The following is an 18,338-nucleotide window of genomic DNA, read 5'->3' as shown; positions in this document are numbered from 1 at the left end:
GACCGCGTTGCGTACAATAACCACACCCCGAATTGCGCGCCGAGCCGAAGCGAGCGGACTCGCGCATCCAAACCACTAAGGCACCGCATGGCCCGCATTGTTCCCGACGACTGGAAGAGCCTCGAAGCGACCGGCGCGGCGGCGCGCGAACGTGAAACACTCGCGCTACTCGAAAAGGCCCTGCCCGCCGACTACACCGTGTATCACGGCGTGCATTGGACGCGCCTGAACCAGAACTTCTCCGTGTTCGGTGAGGCCGATTTCGTGATCGTGAGTCCCGCCGGCCGCCTGATGATCATCGAGCAGAAGACCGGCTTTCTGCGAGAAACGCCGAAGGGGCTCGTCAAGGTGTATCTGCAGACGGAACGCAACGTCGCGATCGCGCTCGCGCATACGATCGAGAGTCTGCACCGGCGTTTTACCGCGGCGTTCGGCGCGGGCACGTATTTCATCGAGGAACTGCTGTACTGCCCCGACCATATCGTCAAGGATGCGGCGATCGCCGGCGTGAATCCGGCTCGCATCGTCGACGCGACGCGGCGCGAGCGGCTCGCGGCGATCATCCGCGAAGCGCTGCCGGCCAATGAACCGCGCCTGCCGTGCGCGTCGAAAATTCACCACTTTCTCGCCGACGAACTCGCGTTGACGCTCGACACGAGCGCGCTCGTGGGGCAGGCGGGCACGCTCGTCACGCGCCTCGCGGGCGGACTCGCGACATGGGCGCGCCGGCTCGAATTCGTGCCGTTCCGTTTGCGGGTGATCGGCACGGCGGGCTCCGGCAAGACGCAACTCGCGGTGCAGGTGATGAAGGACGCGGTCGCGCGCGGCGAGCGGCCGTTGTACGTGTGCTTCAACCGGCCGCTCGCCGATCACATCGCGCGGGTCGCGCCGCCGGAGGCCAAGGTCGCGAACTATCACCAGCTTTGCGACTGGATCGCGCGCGACGCGGGCCGGGCGCCCGATTTCCAGTCCGCGCAGGTGTTCGATCAACTGGAGACCGTATTCGCCGACACGCCGATCGAACCACGCTGGCGGTTCGATGTGCTGATCGTCGATGAAGGGCAGGATTTCCAGCAGCCGTGGGTTGCCGCGCTCGAGCGGCTGCTGCGGCCGGGCGGCGCGTGGTGGTGGCTCGAAGACCCGCTGCAGAATCTGTACATGCGCGAGCCGGTCTCGTTGCCGGGCTGGACCACACTCAAGGAAACCACCAATTACCGCAGTCCTCGCGACATCCTCGACTATCTGCGCGACGTGCTGGGCGCGTCGGTGCCGCTCGCCGCGGCGCTCGCGGCGGGCAGTCCGTTCGACGGCTCCGAGGTTTCGGTGTCGGTCTACGACGAAGCGCAGGGCGCCGAAAGCAGTATCGACGCAACCAAGCGCGCAATCACGCACGCGCTATCGCTCGGTTTTCGCAAGCAGGACATCGCGGTGCTGTCGTTCCGCGGCCGCGAGGGTTCGGCAATGAGCGCGCTCGATCATCTCGGACCGCATCGGCTGCGCAGTTTTACCGGCAAATACGATCTGTTCGGCAACCCGGAATATCGCGAAGGCGACGTGCTGTTCGAGTCGATCTACCGCTTCAAGGGGCAGGCCGCGCCGTGCGTGATCTTCACCGAGATCGACTTCGACGGATTCGACGAGCGCATCGCGCGCAAGCTGTTCGTCGGCGCGACGCGCGCGACGATGAAGCTGATCATCGTCGCGTCGCAGCGGGCCGCACGGCATCTGCAACTGCGCGAGCGGAAGGAGAAGTAGCGGGGGCGGCCGGGCGCCGCATTGCGCAGCGCCCACTCGGAACGTAGCGCTCAACGCCACGCCCTTGCGCTCACCAGCATCCCCGTGCGCGTCAGCGCATCCCACCAGATCACGCGTAGCAACGGCGCCTGTTGCGCGATCAGCAGCGCCTGCACCGGATCGCTTTCGACGAAGTGCGTGACGCCCGCTCGCAGCGCCGCGCTCGCCTTGTGCGCGGCCGCGCCGGCGGGGCTGTCGTCGTGCAGGCCAGGCGCGCGCATCACCAGTTGCAGGTGAGCGAAGCCGTGTCGCGTGAGCCACGCTGCGGTGCGCGCGCGATCCATTTCCGGGCGGCCCGTGATGATCGTCCGCACGTGCCGCGGGTCGATGCCGGGCAGCGCCTCGAACGGCAGCAGCGCGTCGCGCTCGGCGAGCGCGGCGTCGAGGTCCTCGTCGTAGCGCGCGAGCGGTACGTCGGGCAGCAGGATGCCGTCGAGGTCGATTGCGTACGTCGCGTATTCGTGGTCGCTGGCCATCGCGGGCGCGGCGCCGGCTTCGACGCGTGCCCAGTCCTCGCGGTAGCGCTCGGTGTACGCCTGGCGCTCCCACGGAAAGAGGGCGAAGTAGCCGCGCGCGTCGATCGCGTAGTCAGGCTGCGCGCGGCTCAGATCATCGACCGCGCCGGTCAGCGTTTTGACTTCGAGCCCGTGTGTCTGCAGAAACGCGATGCAATCGACAAGCGTAAAACCGCGCCCGGCGATGTCCTCGCACAACAGCACTTTCGAGCCCGCGGGCGGGATCGGCAGCGTCGAATCCCATGCGACCGCGCGCGTCTGGCGGTCGTAGCGCAGGAACGCGACCGGCACGCCGACCGCGTGCGACACCATCAACGCGAGCGGTGCGCCGCCGCGCAGAATCCCGAGCGCCATCGTGAAACGCTCGGCGAGCAACGTGGGCTGCAGCGATTCGATCCAGTGATCGAGCTGTTCGTACGTCAGAGGCAGGACCGGCTTGTTCATGACTATCGAGGCGCCGCATGGCGCGATGGAAGGCAATGGTCCGCGGGGATGCGCGCGTCGCGACCGACGCCCAGGCGCGACACCGCGAGTCCCCCGCTTTTGAGACAGTGGATTTGGCGATATTATGCATGCGGGTCAAAGGTCGCGTGTCGGGGTGGCGCGCGTCTGACGGCACGGCACGGCACGGCGCAATACCTCGCATGCGATGAGATCGGCTGACCATGTCGCCGTCTGCAGTCTGGCGAATCAACGAAAACGGATAAAAAAAGCAAATGGCCAACGTGATGGCAACGCCGCGCAATGCGACCGGCGCAACGGCTGTGTCCTGGCGGATGCGCTCGCTGATGGGGCTGATGGGGCTGATCGTCGGGCTGACCATTGGTTGTGCGGATGCGCAGCCGGGCGCGCAGCAGTCGCCGGCGCTGTCGCTCGACGTGCAGGGCAAGATCGCCAACACCAACGACGCCGCGCACCGCACTTATCACTTCAGCGAGGCCCAGCTGCTCGCGCTGCCTGTGCATACGATCACGACCTCGACCACCTGGACGCCACGCTCGACGTTCACCGGCCCCAAGCTCGCCGACATCCTGAAGGTCGTCGGCGCGCACGGCACCGAAATCGAGCTCCGTACGTTCGACGACTACACATATACCGTGCCGATGGCGGACTGCGAACGCTACGGCGTCATCGTCGCGTACAGCATGAACGGCCAGCGCCTGAAACTCAGCGACTTCGGGCCGCTGTTCCTGATCTACCCGCGCGACGCTTTTCCTGATGAACTGACTGGCGCGCTCGGCGACTCGAAATTCGTATGGCAGATCAAGGCCCTCATCGTCAAATAGCGCGCCGTCCGTGGCGGCGCGTGTTGTACGTGCTGATCTGGCTGACGGCGCTCGCGGCACCCGTCGGCGCGATCGGCTATCTACTGTATGCGAACCTGTTGAATCCGCGCGCGACCGAGCAGTTGACCGGCACCTACGACGGTTTCTACTGGGACGCCGCGCAACTGCAGATTGCGTACGCGCGCTTCGAGAACCAGCTGCTGCTGTATCAGTCCGGCGCCGACGACGACTATCAGCGGCTGCTGCTGCGCTTCCAGCTGCTGCAATCGAAGCTGCGCGTAATGGCCGGCTCGACGCAGCGGCTCTCGGCGCAGCTCGCTCTGCTGCACCGGCAGCTCGACGAAATCAACGCGCTCGAGAATGTGCTCGACGAACTGCAGCCCGAGATCGACGTACTGCCGCATGACCGAGCCCGTGCCGCGCGGATCGACGCGCAACTGCGCCAGCACTGGGACGAGGTCAACGATCTGGCGCTGTCGCGCCGTTTCGCCGATGTCGCCGACCGCGAGGCGATGAACCGCGATTTCATCGACAAGCGCCGCATGCTGTTCGCGGGCGGTCTGTTGCTGCTGTTGCTGTCGGCGGCGGCGACGCTGCTGCTCGCGCTCAACGGCCGGCGCCGCACGCGGCTGATGCGTCAGCAGCGCGCGGCGCTGGAAGCCGAGCATCAGGCGAGCCGCGCGGCGCACGAGTCGAGCCTCGCGAAGGACGCGTTTCTCGGCATGATCAGCCATGAGCTGCGCACGCCGTTGCATGCGATCGTGTCGTCGGTCGAACTGCTCGGCTTCAACTATCACTCGGAAGCCGACCGCAAGGTGATCCAGCGGCTCGAAACCGCGGCGCGCCATCTCGAAGCGCAGATGAAGGATCTGACCGATTACGCGCGCCTCGGCGCCGGCAAGCTCGAACTGCGGCACCAGCATTTCGAGCCGCGCGAGCTGCTGGCGTCGATTGTCGATGAACACACGAGGTTCGCCAGGGCGCGCGGGCTCAAGCTCGAGAGCGAGGCGAGCGGCGTGAGCGGGCTCGTCGAGTCGGACCCGCACCGGATCCGGCAGATCGTCAACAACCTCGTCACCAACGCGATCCGCTACACCGAGACCGGCACGGTGCGCGTCGAACTGCGGCAGCAGCCGGCGCTGCTGGTTTTCGTCGTCAGCGATACCGGGCCGGGCGTGCCGTCTGCGCAGATCCCGCTGATCTTCGAGGAGTTCACGCAGCTCGACGCGTCGCGCACGCGCCGCTTCGAGGGCGCGGGCATGGGCCTCACGATCGTGCAGGGGCTCGTGAAGCTGTTCGGCGGCACGGTCGACGTCGCGAGCGCGCTCGGCGAGGGCACTACATTTACGGTGAGCATTCCGGTCGTGCCGGTCGCGACGGTCGAGCCGGCCGACGTCGCGGCGCAAGCCGAGCCGGGCGGCGCGCGGCCGTGCGTGCTGATCGTCGACGATAACCGACTGATCCGAGAGTCGCTCAGCGAAATGGTCGCGCACATGGGCTACGACGCGGTCGCACTCGGCAATGCCAACGACGCGCTCGCGTGGCTCGACGCGCATCGCTGCGAAGTGGTGCTGCTCGATCTGCACATGCCGGAGCGCGACGGTTACACGTTTCTCGAGGACTTCGCGACGCGCGGCGGACCGTCGGCGGGCGTGCCGGTGATCGTGGTCAGCGCGTACGCGCCGGAGGTCGTGCGGGATGGCGAAACTGGCGCGACGGGCGCGCCGTCGGTGTTCGAGGCGCTGTCAAAGCCAGTCCATTACGAGGATCTGAAGCACGCGCTGCAGCGGGCGCTGGCGGCGCGGCATCGGTCGTGACGGCGGTGGTGCCGCGCACAGGGCGCGCGTCGGCGCCCGCGATTCAGGGCCGATTCAGGGCCGATTCAGCCGCTTCGACAGATCGGCGACGAGAATCGCCATGCGCGCGGGCTTCTCGTAGCACGCGACGTCGTAGTCGCGGATCACCTCGCTGATCTCCGATTCGCTGGCCTTGCCGGTCAGCAGCTCGCCGGTCAGCACGAAGATCGGCGCGTCCGGGTTCTCCGACGCGCGCACCGCGCGAATCGCGGCCGCCGAGGTCTGCGCGCCGAACAGCCAGTCGATGATCACGCCGTCGAACACCTGCGTTTGCAACTGCTCGCCGAACGCCGCGAGCCCATAGATCGCGACCGCCGTGAAGCCGCTGCGCTCCAGATAGTCGCGCAGGTTGTCGGCGCTCGAGCGGTCGTCGTCGACGACCGCGATGGTCGGCTTGTCGGTTTCGGCGCGGCGCGGATAGATCTCGATTTTGTGAACCTCGTACGCGGTTTGATACAGCGCGCCATCATGACGCGCGACGCGCCATTGACCGAGCCGCGAATACGCGACGAACTCCGGACGGCTGCCCGGCTCGAGCGCGGCGCCGACCCACGCGGTGCAGGCGATTTCGGTCGCGCCGATGCAGAACACGGCCTCCTGGGCGACCGCGCCGACGACGCCCGGATCGAGCGACTGCGCGCCGAACAGCTGCGCCGCGGGTTCGTCGAATACCTCGGCGACTTTCTTGATCTGCGACAGGGTCCACGGACTATTGCCGCGCAATTTGCGGTGCCCCTGAGAAAAACTCAGATCGAGGATGCGGCATAGCTCCGTGGTTTGCTGACGCTTGCCGATTCCATGCCGGCTCATCAACTCGCGCACGCGCTCGGCAACCGCGATGGAGTCGGGTGAGTGTGTTTCGTTGGCCATGCTGCGTGAAAATCCGCCGGGTTAATAGGTACAGGTGGAGCGCTTTTGACAGGCGCAGGCCGAGCTTGCGCATGCAATGCGCATGAATAGGCCACGCGGGAAGGCAAATGTACCGTAAATAAATTCACAAATTATGATTTTGTCAGACCGCCCGCCGAGGTCGCTGATGCAAGCGACGCAACGGCCGTGCCGGTGACTTTGATGCGTTAGGCATCAAAAAGTATTCTACCGTTGAATCGATGACGAAACGGTTGGGGAATCCACGCATGAGCCGTGCCGAAGGCGACGGAACCGGCTGCTAGCCGCGACGCCCCCGGGCGGGGCGCGTTCAGCGCGCCGGCATCGTGTCGAGCCGACCGATTGTTGCAGAATCCGCGCGAGGTCGAGCATGCCCGGGCCGCCTTCGCATTGCGGACAATGGCGCCCGCTGCGAAGATGACGCCCACCTCTGCGACCTGCCCACCCAATGACCACGACTTACCCGCTGCACTCGACCTTCACTTGCGCCGACCAACCGTTCCCCACCCACGCCGACGTCGTGATCGCCGGTGCCGGCATCATGGGCTGCGCGGCCGCTTATTACCTGGCGCGGCGCGGCCTGTCGGTGGCGGTGCTCGACAAGTCGCGGATCGCCGGGCAGCAGTCGTCGCGCGCGTGGGGCTTCGTGCGTCAGCAAGGTCGCGAAGCCGCCGAGGTACCGCTGATGATGGCGAGCATTCCATTGTGGAAAGAACTCGAGCGTGAGCTGAACTTCGATCTCGAATGGCGTCAGGGCGGTTGCCTGTATGTCGCCACCCATGACGAAGACTGGGCTTCCTTCCGGCAATGGATCGATGTCGCGCGTCAGTACGGCCTCGACACCCGCACGCTCGACCGCGGGCAGATCGACGCCGTCGTGACCGGCATGCAGGGTCCCGCGCTCGGCGGCCTGTACACGCCGAGCGATGGTCAGGCTGAACCGCGCCGTGTCGCCGCTGCCTTCGCGGCACGCGCCGCCGAAGCCGGCGCACGGTTTTTCGAGGGCTGCGGCGTGCTCGGCGTCGAACGCGGGGGCGGCGCGATCGCGGGTGTGGTCACTGAGCGCGGCACGATTCGCACAGCGCGTTTCGTCTGCGTGGCCGGCGCCAGTAGCTGGCGCCTGCTCAGGACGCTGGGTCTCGAACTGCCGCAGCAGGCGGTGCGCGGCACCTGCATGCGCACCAATCCGCTGCCGCCGGTCACGGCGTCGACGTTCTGGGGCCACGGCCTCGGCATCCGGCAGCGCGCGAACGGCGCGATCAATCTCGCCGACGACATGCAGGTCGACGTCGACATGACGCTCGGTCATTTGCGCGCGCTCAAATGGTTTTTGCCGGAACTGTGGACACAGCGCGAGAAGTTCAGCTTCCATCTGAACGGCGCCTGTCTGCGGGATCTGCGCGAGCGTTTGCCGGGCGGCGTGCCCGACGCCGAACGCGTGCTATATCCGCGCGACCCGCATCCGCAGCCGAACACGCGCCATGCGCCGCGCGCGCTGAAGAAGCTGCGCGCGCTGTTTCCGGCGTTGCGCGACGCGCAGGTGGTCGAGGCGTGGGCGGGGCTCATCGACGTGCTGCCCGACGGCATTCCAGTGATCGATGCGCCGCCGCAGGTCCCCGGCCTGACCGTCGCGACCGGCTTCTGCGGTCATGGTTTCGCGATGGGGCCGATCGTCGGCAAGCTGCTCGCTGAACTCAACGATGGCGGCGAGGCGTCGCTGGATCTATCGGCGTTCCGTTTGCAGCGTTTCTTCGACGGCACGATGAAGCGGCCGCGCAGCATGCTGTAACCCCCCGCAACCCGACCCGACCGATACCCCTGATGACCGAACCCGCCCTCCGCCACGCCGACGTCCCGTACTACTCGCAATGGGGCAGCCCCGAGTGGGTGCGCGACATCGTCGAACAGCGGCGCGACCCGTGCGAAGACCCGCACTGGCAGCGCAGCGGTTTCGCCGACCCCGAGCGCTATCGCTTCTGGGCGCAACGCCTGTGCGGGCTGACCTGCCTCGAATCGGCGCTCGACTACTGGGGCATCGATCACGCGCCGCGCGCCGCGTTGCTCGACGACGCGCTACGCCACGGCGTGTACCGGCTGCGCGACGATGGCGGCGTCGACGGTCTGATCTACCGGCCGTTCGCCGACTGGGCGGGCGCCGCGTTCGGCCTGGAGATCGACGTGCTGCCGCAGGCGTCGCTCGAGGAGATCGCGGCGCGGCTCGACGCCGATACGCTCGCGATCGTGTCGGTGAGCCCCGAGATCCGCTATCCGGAGCGGTCGAACCGGCAGCGGGGCGGTCATCTGATCCTGCTGCACGGCCGCGATCGCGACGGCGTGTGGTTTCACAACCCGTCGGGCGTCGCGCCGCATCAGGCCGACGTGTACCTGTCGTTCGCGACGATGTCGCGTTTCTATGCGCAGCGCGGGATGACGCTCGGCCGCGGCAAGAACGGCGACTAAAACCACGGCAAAGACGGCGGGCAGCAGAACGGGCTCACGACTGGCGAATTTTTTTGCGCTCGGTTACGGTGACGTCATGTCCACTCCATCCAGCACTGGACCGTCCCGCCCATGACCCGCCCGACCACGCAGATCTTCGACGCCGCCGCCACCGCTCGGCTGATGCCCTACGCAGCGCTTGTCGACGCGTTGAGGCGCGCAAGCATCGACTACGCGCAAGCGCGCATCGCGAGCCCCGAGCGGCTCGTGGTGCCGCTGAACGCCGGCGGCATCATGCTGTCGATGCCCGCCACCGCGCCTGATCTCGCGATCCACAAGCTCGTCAACGTGTGCGCGAGCAACGGCGCGCGCCATCTGCCGACGATCCACGGTCAGGTCATGGTCTTCGATGCCGATACCGGCGAGACGCTGTTCGTCCTCGACGGTCCGACCGTGACGGGCCGCCGGACCGCGGCGATGTCGATGCTCGGCATCGCGACGTTCGCCGGGAGCACGCCGCGCGAATTCCTGCTGATCGGCACCGGCACGCAGGCGCTCAATCATCTGGAGGCGATCGGCGAGCTGTTTCCCGACGCGCGCGTATGGGTCCAGGGCAGCGCGCCCGCGCGCGCCGACGCGTTCTGCGCGGCCCAGCGCGGCAAGGTGCGCGAGTTGCGGCCGCTCGCGCAAGCAGGCGCGGCGATTCCCGCTTCGGTCGACGTCGTGATCGCCTTGACCACCAGCAAACAGCCGGTCTATGACGAGACGGCGCGTGCCGGGCGGCTCGTGATCGGCGTCGGCGCTTTCACGCCGCAGATGGTCGAGATCGGCGCCACGACGATTGCCGGCAGCGCGCTGTTCGTCGACGACCTGGCCGGCGCGCAGCACGAGGCCGGCGATTTCATCCAGGCCGGCGTCGACTGGGCGCGGGTGGGCGGGATCGCCGCGGTGCTGGATCAGACGCGGCCCGCGCCGGTGGGGCCGGTGGTGTTCAAGAGCGTCGGCTGCGCGGCGTGGGATCTGGCTGCGTGCCGGGTCGCGCGCGACGCGCTGGCGCTGGGCTGACGGCCAGCGGCCGAGGCAGAAAAAATCGCGAAAATATCCCGAAGAAACAGCCGTCTGGCGTGCAAGGTTGGCAACTTGCGCTACCCTGCGGCAGATGTTGCCGTGCAAACTATCTCAAAACGTTGCACCATAGATGTTTGCCGGAATAAGCGCCATAGCGGACGTGAGCCGTAGCCTGTCCGCCAGCCGCCGATTTCTGATCGACGCCTTCTCCCTAGACGCTGCGACCGTGCCATGACGACCCAACAAGCTTCCGCCACACCCGACCTGCCGCTCGACATGATCATCTTCGGCGGCACCGGCGACCTGTCGTTCCGCAAGCTGCTGCCCGCGCTGTACATGGCGCATCTGCACTGCAACCTGCCGCCGGACAGCCGCATCCTGACGATCGGCCGCAAGCCCTGGTCGCGCGATGAATACATCAGCGAATTCATGGAGCAGAAGGCGAAGCCCTTCATCGAAAAGAAGGCGTTCGACGCGTCCGCGTGGGACAAATTTCTCGCGATTTTCGAATACGTGCGGATGGACGTCGACGCGCCCGAGGACTACCTGCGCCTGAAGGAAGCGTCGCGCGACGGCGTGAACCGCGTGTTCTATCTGGCGACGTCGCCGGATCTGTTCACCCATATCTGCGATAACCTGGCGTCGGCCGGGCTCGTCGACGGCAATTCGCGCGTCGTGCTCGAAAAGCCGCTCGGCCACGACCTTGCGTCCGCGCAGCAGATCAACAATGCGGTCGGCAAGCATTTCGACGAAGCGCAGATCTACCGGATCGACCATTACCTCGGCAAGGAAACCGTGCAGAACCTGATGGTGCTGCGCTTCGGTAATCCGATTTTCGGGCCGCTGTGGCAGGCGCCGTACATCAAGAGCGTGCAGATCACGGTGGCCGAAACGGTCGGCGTGGGCAGCCGCGCGGGATTCTACGACAAGACCGGCGCGCTGCGCGACATGGTGCAGAACCACCTGCTGCAACTGTTGTGCATCGTCGCGATGGAGCCGCCGGTGTCGCTCGATCCCGACGCGGTGCGCGACGAAAAGCTGAAGGTGCTGCGCTCGCTGCGGCCGATGACGCCCGAGGACATCGCGCGCGACACGGTGCGCGGCCAGTACACCGCCGGCGCGGTCGATGGCGAGGCGGTCAAGGGCTACCTCGAGGAAGACAACGTGCCGGCGGGCAGCCGCGCCGAGACCTTCGTCGCGTTGCGCGCGCGGATCAACAACTGGCGCTGGGCCAACGTGCCGTTCTTCCTGCGCACCGGCAAGCGGATGCAGAAGAAGCTGTCGGAGATCGTCATCGAATTCTCCGATCTGCCGTTCTCGATCATCCCGAGCGGTGGGCGCACCTACGGCAACCGTCTGGTGATCCAGTTGCAACCCGAAGAGTCGATCCAGCTGCAGGTGCTCGCCAAAGAGCCGGGCAGCGGCATGCACATGCTGCCGGTGAGCCTGAACCTGGACCTGCAGCAGGCGTTCACCGAGCGTCGCGCGGAAGCGTATGAGCGTCTGCTGATCGACGTGATCCGCGGACGTCTGACGCACTTCATGCGCCGCGACGAACTCGAAGCGGCATGGGCGTGGGCCGAGCCGATTCTCGAGGGCTGGGCGAAGTCGGGCGAGCGGCCGCGCTCGTATTCGGCGGGCACGTTCGGACCGGCGGCATCGACCGCGCTGATGACGCGGGAGAACGCCGTGTGGGCGGAGGAATCGCAGTAACGGAATTCGACAGCGCGGTAATTGAGGCGGCTCGTGACGTTGCAGTGGCGTCGCGAGCCGCTTTTGTTTTCGCTGTCGCTGTCGCTTGCGCGTTGATTGTCAGTCCGCGTCACCCGGAGGCATTCCGAAGGAGGCATCGATGAGGCGAATTCTCGTGGCATTGATCTGGGCGGCAAGCGTGGCAACCACATTCCCTCTCACGGCTTGCGGCAGCAGCGGTCTCGATGCCCGGAGCGATCCGCCGAAGGTAATCATCGACAGCGATTACAACACGCTCGGCGACGACGGCCAGCTCGGCGTGATGGCCGCGCAATTGCAGGCGCAGGGCTCGCTGAAAGTGCTCGGCATTACCGTGGTGTCTGGCAATCAGTGGCTAAAGCAGGGTGTTGCCGATGCGCTGAAATCGGTCGAGCGGCTTGGCGTCGAACGACAGATCGGCATCTATGCGGGCGCCAATTACGCGCTGTCGCACGACTTTGGGACGATCCAGCGCGAACTGGAGGAATTCCCCGGCGGTGACGGTTACATTGGCGCATGGAGCAAGCCCGAGCCAAAATCGGCTAGCGACCTCGTCGCGCCGCCGGACGGCTTCGCGACGCACACGAAGGTGCAGAGCCAGAGCGCGGTGGACTTCATCGTCGAATCGGTCAAGCGTTATCCGGGCGAAGTGACGATCCTTGCGATCGGCCCGCTGACCAATATCGCGCTGGCCACGCGCGAGCATCCAGAGATCGTGCCGCAGATCAAGCGGATCATCTACATGGGCGGCGCGATCGACGTACCCGGCAATACCACCCGCACCGCCGAGTTCAACTGGTGGTTCGATCCCGAAGCGGCGAAAGCGGTCCTGCGTCTGCCGATCAAACAGACGGTGATCCCGCTCGACGCGACGGATACCGTGAAAATGGACAAGGCGCTGTACGATCGCGTCGCGCACGATCCGGCGAAGCAGACCATCGTCACGCAACTGTTCAAGACGCTGAACGGCTACGGTTCCGACGGCAAGAACGGCTTCGAGACCAATCCGAACTACACGACGAACATCTGGGACACGCTGACGCTCGCGTATCTGATGCATCCGTCGTTCGCGACGCAGACCGTCGAGGCGTGGGTGGATGTGGACACGAGCTTCGGCGCCAACGATGGCAAGGCAACGGGCTACACGAGTTCACCGCCGCCGGGATTGCAGAAGATGACGGTCGTCAAGCGATTCGATAATCCGGCGTTTTTTGATTTCTATGTCGATCTGTTGACGCGGCCGGTGCCGGTGCGGCCGTTGGACCAGTGAACGCGCAAGCGCACCCGCTTCACGCGGGATGCAGGCCGCGCAGCAACTGACGCACCCGCGACAGATCCTGCTCGACGTGCCCGGCGTTCTCGAACAGCTCCGCGAGCCAATCGACGAACGCGCGCACGCGCGGCGACACGCGGCGGTTCTTCACATAGGCGACTGAGACCGGCATCGGCACGGGTTTCCATTGCGGTAGCACTTCATGCAGCAAGCCCGAATCAAGGTAGGGCTGCGCGGCGATGCGGGCGGGCTGGATCATGCCGAGTCCTTGCAGTCCGCAGGTCAGGTACGCCTGTTCGTCGCTGACCTGCACGAAGCCGTTGAGCTTGACCTTGCGCGCTTCGCCATCCACTTCGAAATCGAAGTCGCATTCGCGGCCGCTATGCGGCGACACGCAGTTGACCGCGACGTGCGCGCGCAACTCGTCGAGATCGACGGGCGTGCCGTGGCGGGTCAGATAGGCCGGACTCGCGCAGGTCACCTGATCGAGCGTGCCGAGTTGCCGCGCGACGAGATTGGAATCGGGCAATTCACCGAGCTGGATGCTGCAGTCGATTGCTTCGGAAACCATATCGACGGTGCGGTTGCTGACGCCGATCGCGAGGTCGAGGTTCGGATAGCGGGTGTGAAAGTCGTCTAGCGACGGAAGCACGATTGCGCTAGCGACCGCGCCTGGCATTTCGATACGTAGGCGGCCGGTCAGGTTGTCGGTCGAATTGCGGATGCTGGCTTCCATTTCGTCGATGTCGGCGAGGATTTGCGCGCAGCGTTCGTAGTAGGCGGCGCCTTCAGGCGTGATGCTTAGACGGCGGGTCGTGCGGACTAATAGCGCTGTGCCTAGCAGGGCTTCCAGGTTCTGGACGATTGTCGTCGCTGTCGCGCGTGGGATGTTCAATGACTCCGCTGCGCGGGTGAAGCTGTTGGTGTCCACGATTCGGATGAATGTGCGCATTGCAGTTATTCTGTCGATCACTGGTTTGCTCCAAATGGGTTTTCTTTTTTTTGCCTGTGCTCTTTTGTCTTTGTTCTTTGCTGTGTTGGCCTTTCCTTGCTTTGTTGTCGGTCTATTAGCGTTGCCCCTGTGCGGGGCGGCACCTACTTTCTTTGCTGCTGCAAAGAAAGTAGGCAAAGAAGACAGCTTTACACCGCCAGCTCATAAGCGGGTCCCTCGGTCTGCGTGAGGTAGTGGTGCATCTGGAGTCGGTGCCCTCGCGCATTCCACCTCGGTGACAAAGCCGTCATCCGCTCCCACTCCGCACTGCGTGCGTCGCGGACGGGTCTGCCAGGAGAACCAACCGATGGTTTGGGAACGGGGTTTCGGCGCGCGCAGCGCCGCCGGAAGAATGACTGCGTTGTCACTACCGCGGAATGTGCGGGAGCACGGATTCCAGATGCACCACTACCCCTTCCAAGCCAGGGGACCCGCTTAAGAGTTTGCGGTTTAAAGCTGTCTTCTTTGCCTACTTTCTTTGCAGCAGCAAAGAAAGTAGGTGCCGCCCCGCACAGGGGCAACGCTAATAGACCGACAAGAAATCAAGAAAAGGCCAACACCCAAAGAACAGCGAAAAAAGCGAAGGCAAAAAAACACAACAACAAACAGAACCCGCGCCGCAGGCGCAAAAACCCACCCGCTGCGCGGCAATAAAACCACTATTACTTCCTCAACGAATCCATATCAACCACAAACCGATACTTCACATCGCTCTTGAGAATGCGCTCATAAGCCTCATTAATCTTCTGCATCGGAATCATTTCAATATCAGAAGTAATGCCATGCCCACCGCAGAAATCGAGCATCTCCTGCGTCTCGGCAATACCCCCAATAAGAGACCCCGCCAGCCGGCGCCGCTTGAAGATCAGGTTGAACACCTGCGGCGACGGATGATCGTGCTCTGGAGCACCCACCAACGTCATCGTCGCATCCCGCTTGAGCAGATTCAAAAACGGATTGAGATCATGCTGCGCAGCCACCGTATTCAGAATGAAATCGAAGCTATTCACATGCGCTTCCATTTCCTGCGGATTCTTCGACATGACCACCTCATGCGCGCCAAGCCGCTTCGCATCCTCGATCTTCGACGGCGACGTCGTAAACAGCACGACATGCGCGCCCATCGCCCGCGCCAGCTTCACGCCCATATGGCCGAGACCGCCGAGGCCGACAATGCCGACCTTCTTGCCCGGGCCCACGCCCCACGTGCGCAGCGGCGAATACGTGGTGATGCCCGCGCACAGCAACGGCGCGACGCCCGCAGGGTCGAGATTTTCCGGCACGCGCAGCGTGAATGCTTCATCGACGACCAGTTGCGTCGAATAGCCGCCGTATGTGACCTGTCCGTCGACGCGATCGACACCGTTATACGTGCCCACCCAACCGTTCTCGCAATATTGCTCGAGACCTTCCGCGCAGTTCGCACAGGTGCGGCACGAATCGACCAGACAGCCGACCGCGACGAGCTCGCCGACCTTGTACTTCGTCACGCTCGGACCAACCGCGCTCACGCGGCCCACGATCTCGTGGCCCGGCACCACCGGGTACATCGTGTTCTTCCATTCGTTGCGCGCCTGATGCAGGTCGGAATGGCATACGCCGCAGTACAGCACTTCCATCTGCACGTCATGGGCGCGCGGTGCGCGACGCTGGATTTCGAACGGGGCGAGCGGCGCGGTGGCGTCGGTCGCTGCATAGGCATACGTCATGCTCATGGGTAGCTCCAGCAAAAAGGGTGATGGCGCAACCTGCGACGCGCCGGCGATCCGCAACACGAGGATGCGAATGCGGCGGGCCGCAGCATGAACCGGGATCGGGGCGCAAGCGCCGTGGCCGCCGTTGGCAATCTGTCGGCTCATGGCGGCCGATGACCGCGCACGCTGCGCGCGGCGAAAAGGCGATCCGGCAGGATTCCCATGTTAGGAGCCCGGCGCCGCTGGGGGAATACCTGATCGTCTTGAAGGCTTGCCTAAAACTCCGATGGGACACCGCGATAGGCTGTTTGATGCTAAATTCAAAGCATTATTCTCTTGGCTGTCACCTTATCGTCATGTCCACTCAAGCTGTCGATTCCGTTACTGACGACCCCGCGCAACGCCGCGTGCTGGAACTGTTCAATCTGCTCGCGCCGAATGCCGGCATGACGCGCTCGAGCCTCGAAGGCGTCAGCTTCCTGCGTGCGAATCGTCCAATGCCGCGTATGCCGGTCATGTACGAGCCGAGCATCGTGATCGTCTGTCAGGGACGCAAGCGTGGCTATCTCGGCGATCAGGTGTTCCAGTATGACGCGCAGCAGTACCTGGTGCTGTCGGTGCCGTTGCCGTTCGAATGCGAGACCGAGGCGAGCGAACAGGAGCCGTTTCTCGGCATGTCCGTGCGCGTCGATCTGACGATGGTCGCCGAGTTGCTGATGGCGCTCAACGAAACCCAGGGCATCGGGCAGCACGAACCGGTCGGCATCTACTCGACGCCGCTCGATTCCACGCTGAGCAACGCCGTACAGCGTCTGATGGAAGCGCTCGCGTCGCCGCTCGACGCGCAGATCCTTGCGCCTGGCATCGTGCGAGAAATCTGTTATCGCGTGTTGACCGGCGAGCAGGGCGGCGCGATTCGCGCGGCGCTCACGCATCAGAATCACTTCGGCCGCATCGCGAAGGCGCTGCGGCGCATTCATGCGGACTACCACGCGTCGCTCGATGTCGATACGCTCGCGGCCGAAGCCGGCATGAGCCTCGCGGTGTTTCATGCGCAATTCAAGGCGGTCACTGCGACCTCGCCGATGCAGTACGTGAAGACCACGCGTCTGCATCACGCGCGTCTGTTGATGGTGCAGGATGGCTTGAATGCGGGCGCGGCTGCCGCGCGGGTCGGTTACGAGAGCGCGTCGCAGTTCAGCCGCGAGTTCAAGCGGCTGTTCGGCCTGAGTCCCGTCGACGAGGTCAAGCGCATGCGCGTCGCGCACGATGCGCCGCCGCCGCGCGTGCCGAAGCCGGTGCCGCGTTACGTCACCGCGGTCTAAAGCCCGCTGAACCAGTTGTAGCCCTGATCTTCCCAGTAGCCGCCCGGATTCGTGTTGGTCACGAAGATCGCGGCGATATGCTTCGGGTTCTTGAAGCCGAGCTTGGTCGGCACGCGCAGCTTCAGCGGATAACCGTATCTGGCCGGCAGTGGCGCGTTGCGGAAATCGAGCGTCAATTGCGTTTGCGGATGCAGCGCGGTCGCCATGTCGAGGCTGGAGTAGTAGCGGTCCGCGCATTTGAAGCCCACATAACGCGCGCTCAGATCGGCGCCGATCCGTTCGAGAAACGTGCGAAACGGCACGCCGCTCCATTGTCCGATCGCGCTCCAACCTTCGATGCACACGTGACGCGTGATCTGCGAGGCCTGCGGCAACGCGCGCAACTGCTGGAGACTCCAACTGCGTTTGTCCGCGACGAGCCCCGATACTTCGAGGCGATAAGTCGAGCCGTCGACATCCGGCGCATCGAACTCGGGATAGAACGCGTTGAACGGAAACGGATCGGTGATCTCGCGCGCCGAATAGGTCGGCGCGAGTTTGTTGCGATCGAACAGCCACGCCTGCACCCGATCGTTCCAGCGCGACATTGCCCAGAGCACCTTGTCGACGGCATCGTTGTCCTGCAGGTTGCAGCCGGACAGCATCGCGAGCGCGCCGATCGACAGCGATGAGCGCAGAAATAAACGGCGTTGCAATTGCTCGATCCGCGGCCGGTGCTCAGCAAGCACGATGCGTGAGCGGCCCGCGTCTTCTGCATCGGCGTGCGTATCGTGCGCGGTATCGGTTGGTTGCGGGGTACTCATGCGCGAGTCCTGTCGGGTGCTGGATCGATGCGAGGCGCGCTGCGCCGCGCGCGTCCGGTGAACATCGGCGGCAATGTGCCCGGCACCAGCAGCACCAGCAGCAGATGCACGACGACAAAACCGACTACGCCGGCCATCGCGACGAAGTGCACGCGCCGCGCAAGATCGAAGCCGCCGAACAGCGCGGTCAGCCAGCAGAATTGCACCGGCTTCCAGATCGACAGTCCCGATGCGACGAGCAGCACGCCGAGCAGCAGCACCAACAAATACAGCGCGCGCTGCACGGCGTTGTACGCGCCGGGCCGGTGCGGCAGTCTGAAGCGCAACGCAAGCGCCGCATCGCGCGCCACGTCGCGCGGATGCACCGGCAGCAGCTTGCGACGCAAATGACCGCTCGCCGCGCCATACGCGAGATACAGCAGCCCGTTCGCGCACAGCAGCCACATCGCCGCGAAGTGCCATGCGATCGAGCCGCCGAGCCATCCGCCGACAGTCGCCCATGCGGGGAACCGGAACGGAAAGATCGGCGACGCGTTATAGATCGCCCAGCCGCTCATCACCATGCAGACCATCGCGAACGCGTTGATCCAATGCGTGACGCGAACGACGACAGGATGAACGATCAGAAATGCTTGCGATTGTGGCATTGGCTTGAAAGGCAAGGTGGAAAAGTGG

16 protein-coding genes are annotated in these 18,338 nt (G+C 64.8%); 10 read left to right on the top strand and 6 right to left on the bottom strand.

The genetic code is table 11. The features are described from left to right. Positions 1–87: 87 nt before the first annotated feature. A complete protein-coding gene (locus OKW43_RS00955; protein WP_429444630.1) occupies positions 88–1,755 on the top strand; it encodes an ATP-binding domain-containing protein in 1,668 nt (555 codons plus the stop codon). Positions 1,756–1,805: 50 nt separating this feature from the next. Here OKW43_RS00955 and OKW43_RS00950 read toward each other — a convergent pair whose 3' ends face one another. Continuing rightward, entirely contained in the window at positions 1,806–2,753 is a 948-nt protein-coding gene (locus OKW43_RS00950; protein WP_429444628.1) for a phosphoribosyltransferase, read from the bottom strand. A 272-nt stretch (positions 2,754–3,025) separates the two neighbouring features. On the opposite strand from OKW43_RS00950, the gene OKW43_RS00945 reads away from it, so the two are divergent. Both OKW43_RS00945 and OKW43_RS00940 read left to right on the top strand, forming a co-directional pair. Next, positions 3,026–3,595: a molybdopterin-dependent oxidoreductase gene (locus OKW43_RS00945; protein WP_429444626.1), complete on the top strand. Its 570-nt coding sequence runs from the start codon at positions 3,026–3,028 to the stop codon at positions 3,593–3,595. Further along, entirely contained in the window at positions 3,565–5,412 is a 1,848-nt protein-coding gene (locus OKW43_RS00940) for an ATP-binding response regulator (protein WP_429444624.1), read from the top strand. Before OKW43_RS00945 ends, OKW43_RS00940 begins: the two co-directional genes overlap by 31 nt. A 54-nt stretch (positions 5,413–5,466) precedes the next feature. On the opposite strand, the gene OKW43_RS00935 is transcribed toward OKW43_RS00940, so the two are convergent. After that, positions 5,467–6,321: a helix-turn-helix domain-containing protein gene (locus OKW43_RS00935; protein ID WP_187636894.1), complete on the bottom strand. Its 855-nt coding sequence runs from the start codon at positions 6,319–6,321 to the stop codon at positions 5,467–5,469. Positions 6,322–6,787: 466 nt separating this feature from the next. Here OKW43_RS00935 and OKW43_RS00930 point away from each other — a divergent pair, with 466 nt between their 5' ends. From OKW43_RS00930 to OKW43_RS00910, 5 genes are all read left to right on the top strand, one after another. Beyond that, positions 6,788–8,128 (top strand): NAD(P)/FAD-dependent oxidoreductase, encoded by a 1,341-nt coding sequence (locus OKW43_RS00930; RefSeq protein ID WP_429444622.1) that lies wholly within the window; start codon positions 6,788–6,790, stop codon positions 8,126–8,128. Between the two features lie 32 nt (positions 8,129–8,160). Beyond that, a complete protein-coding gene (locus OKW43_RS00925; RefSeq protein ID WP_429444620.1) occupies positions 8,161–8,799 on the top strand; it encodes a C39 family peptidase in 639 nt (212 codons plus the stop codon). 111 nt (positions 8,800–8,910) lie between these two features. Then, on the top strand, positions 8,911–9,843 hold the full coding sequence (gene lhpI / locus OKW43_RS00920; protein ID WP_429444618.1) for a bifunctional Delta(1)-pyrroline-2-carboxylate/Delta(1)-piperideine-2-carboxylate reductase: 933 nt from the start codon (positions 8,911–8,913) through the stop codon (positions 9,841–9,843). A 234-nt stretch (positions 9,844–10,077) separates the two neighbouring features. After that, positions 10,078–11,559, top strand: coding sequence for a glucose-6-phosphate dehydrogenase (gene zwf / locus OKW43_RS00915; protein WP_187636898.1), 1,482 nt, complete (start codon positions 10,078–10,080; stop codon positions 11,557–11,559). A 139-nt stretch (positions 11,560–11,698) separates the two neighbouring features. Then, on the top strand, positions 11,699–12,847 hold the full coding sequence (locus OKW43_RS00910) for a nucleoside hydrolase (RefSeq protein WP_429444615.1): 1,149 nt from the start codon (positions 11,699–11,701) through the stop codon (positions 12,845–12,847). A 19-nt stretch (positions 12,848–12,866) separates the two neighbouring features. Here the strand turns inward: OKW43_RS00910 and OKW43_RS00905 are convergent, their stop codons facing one another. Continuing rightward, entirely contained in the window at positions 12,867–13,823 is a 957-nt protein-coding gene (locus OKW43_RS00905) for a LysR family transcriptional regulator (RefSeq protein WP_187636900.1), read from the bottom strand. Here OKW43_RS00905 and OKW43_RS00900 point away from each other — a divergent pair. Beyond that, positions 13,738–14,031, top strand: coding sequence for a hypothetical protein (locus tag OKW43_RS00900; protein WP_429447407.1), 294 nt, complete (start codon positions 13,738–13,740; stop codon positions 14,029–14,031). The genes OKW43_RS00905 and OKW43_RS00900 overlap by 86 nt on opposite strands. Positions 14,032–14,503: 472 nt before the next feature. On the opposite strand, the gene OKW43_RS00895 is transcribed toward OKW43_RS00900, so the two are convergent. Then, a complete protein-coding gene (locus OKW43_RS00895; RefSeq protein WP_429444613.1) occupies positions 14,504–15,556 on the bottom strand; it encodes an NAD(P)-dependent alcohol dehydrogenase in 1,053 nt (350 codons plus the stop codon). Positions 15,557–15,891: 335 nt separating this feature from the next. On the opposite strand from OKW43_RS00895, the gene OKW43_RS00890 reads away from it, so the two are divergent. After that, a complete protein-coding gene (locus tag OKW43_RS00890) occupies positions 15,892–16,860 on the top strand; it encodes an AraC family transcriptional regulator (protein WP_429444611.1) in 969 nt (322 codons plus the stop codon). Here OKW43_RS00890 and OKW43_RS00885 read toward each other — a convergent pair. Further along, positions 16,857–17,663, bottom strand: a complete 807-nt coding sequence (locus tag OKW43_RS00885; RefSeq protein WP_429444609.1) for a molybdopterin-dependent oxidoreductase — start codon at positions 17,661–17,663, stop codon at positions 16,857–16,859. The two genes, OKW43_RS00890 and OKW43_RS00885, sit on opposite strands and share 4 nt — an antisense overlap. Further along, positions 17,660–18,310: a cytochrome b/b6 domain-containing protein gene (locus OKW43_RS00880; RefSeq protein WP_187637858.1), complete on the bottom strand. Its 651-nt coding sequence runs from the start codon at positions 18,308–18,310 to the stop codon at positions 17,660–17,662. Before OKW43_RS00880 ends, OKW43_RS00885 begins: the two co-directional genes overlap by 4 nt. Positions 18,311–18,338: the final 28 nt, after the last annotated feature.

The organism is Paraburkholderia sp. WC7.3g (assembly GCF_050436345.1).
GTDB classification, from domain to species: domain Bacteria; phylum Pseudomonadota; class Gammaproteobacteria; order Burkholderiales; family Burkholderiaceae; genus Paraburkholderia; species Paraburkholderia podalyriae.
The sequence above is the reverse complement of the archived record's forward strand: the minus strand, read 5'-3'. Positions and strand labels throughout refer to the sequence as shown.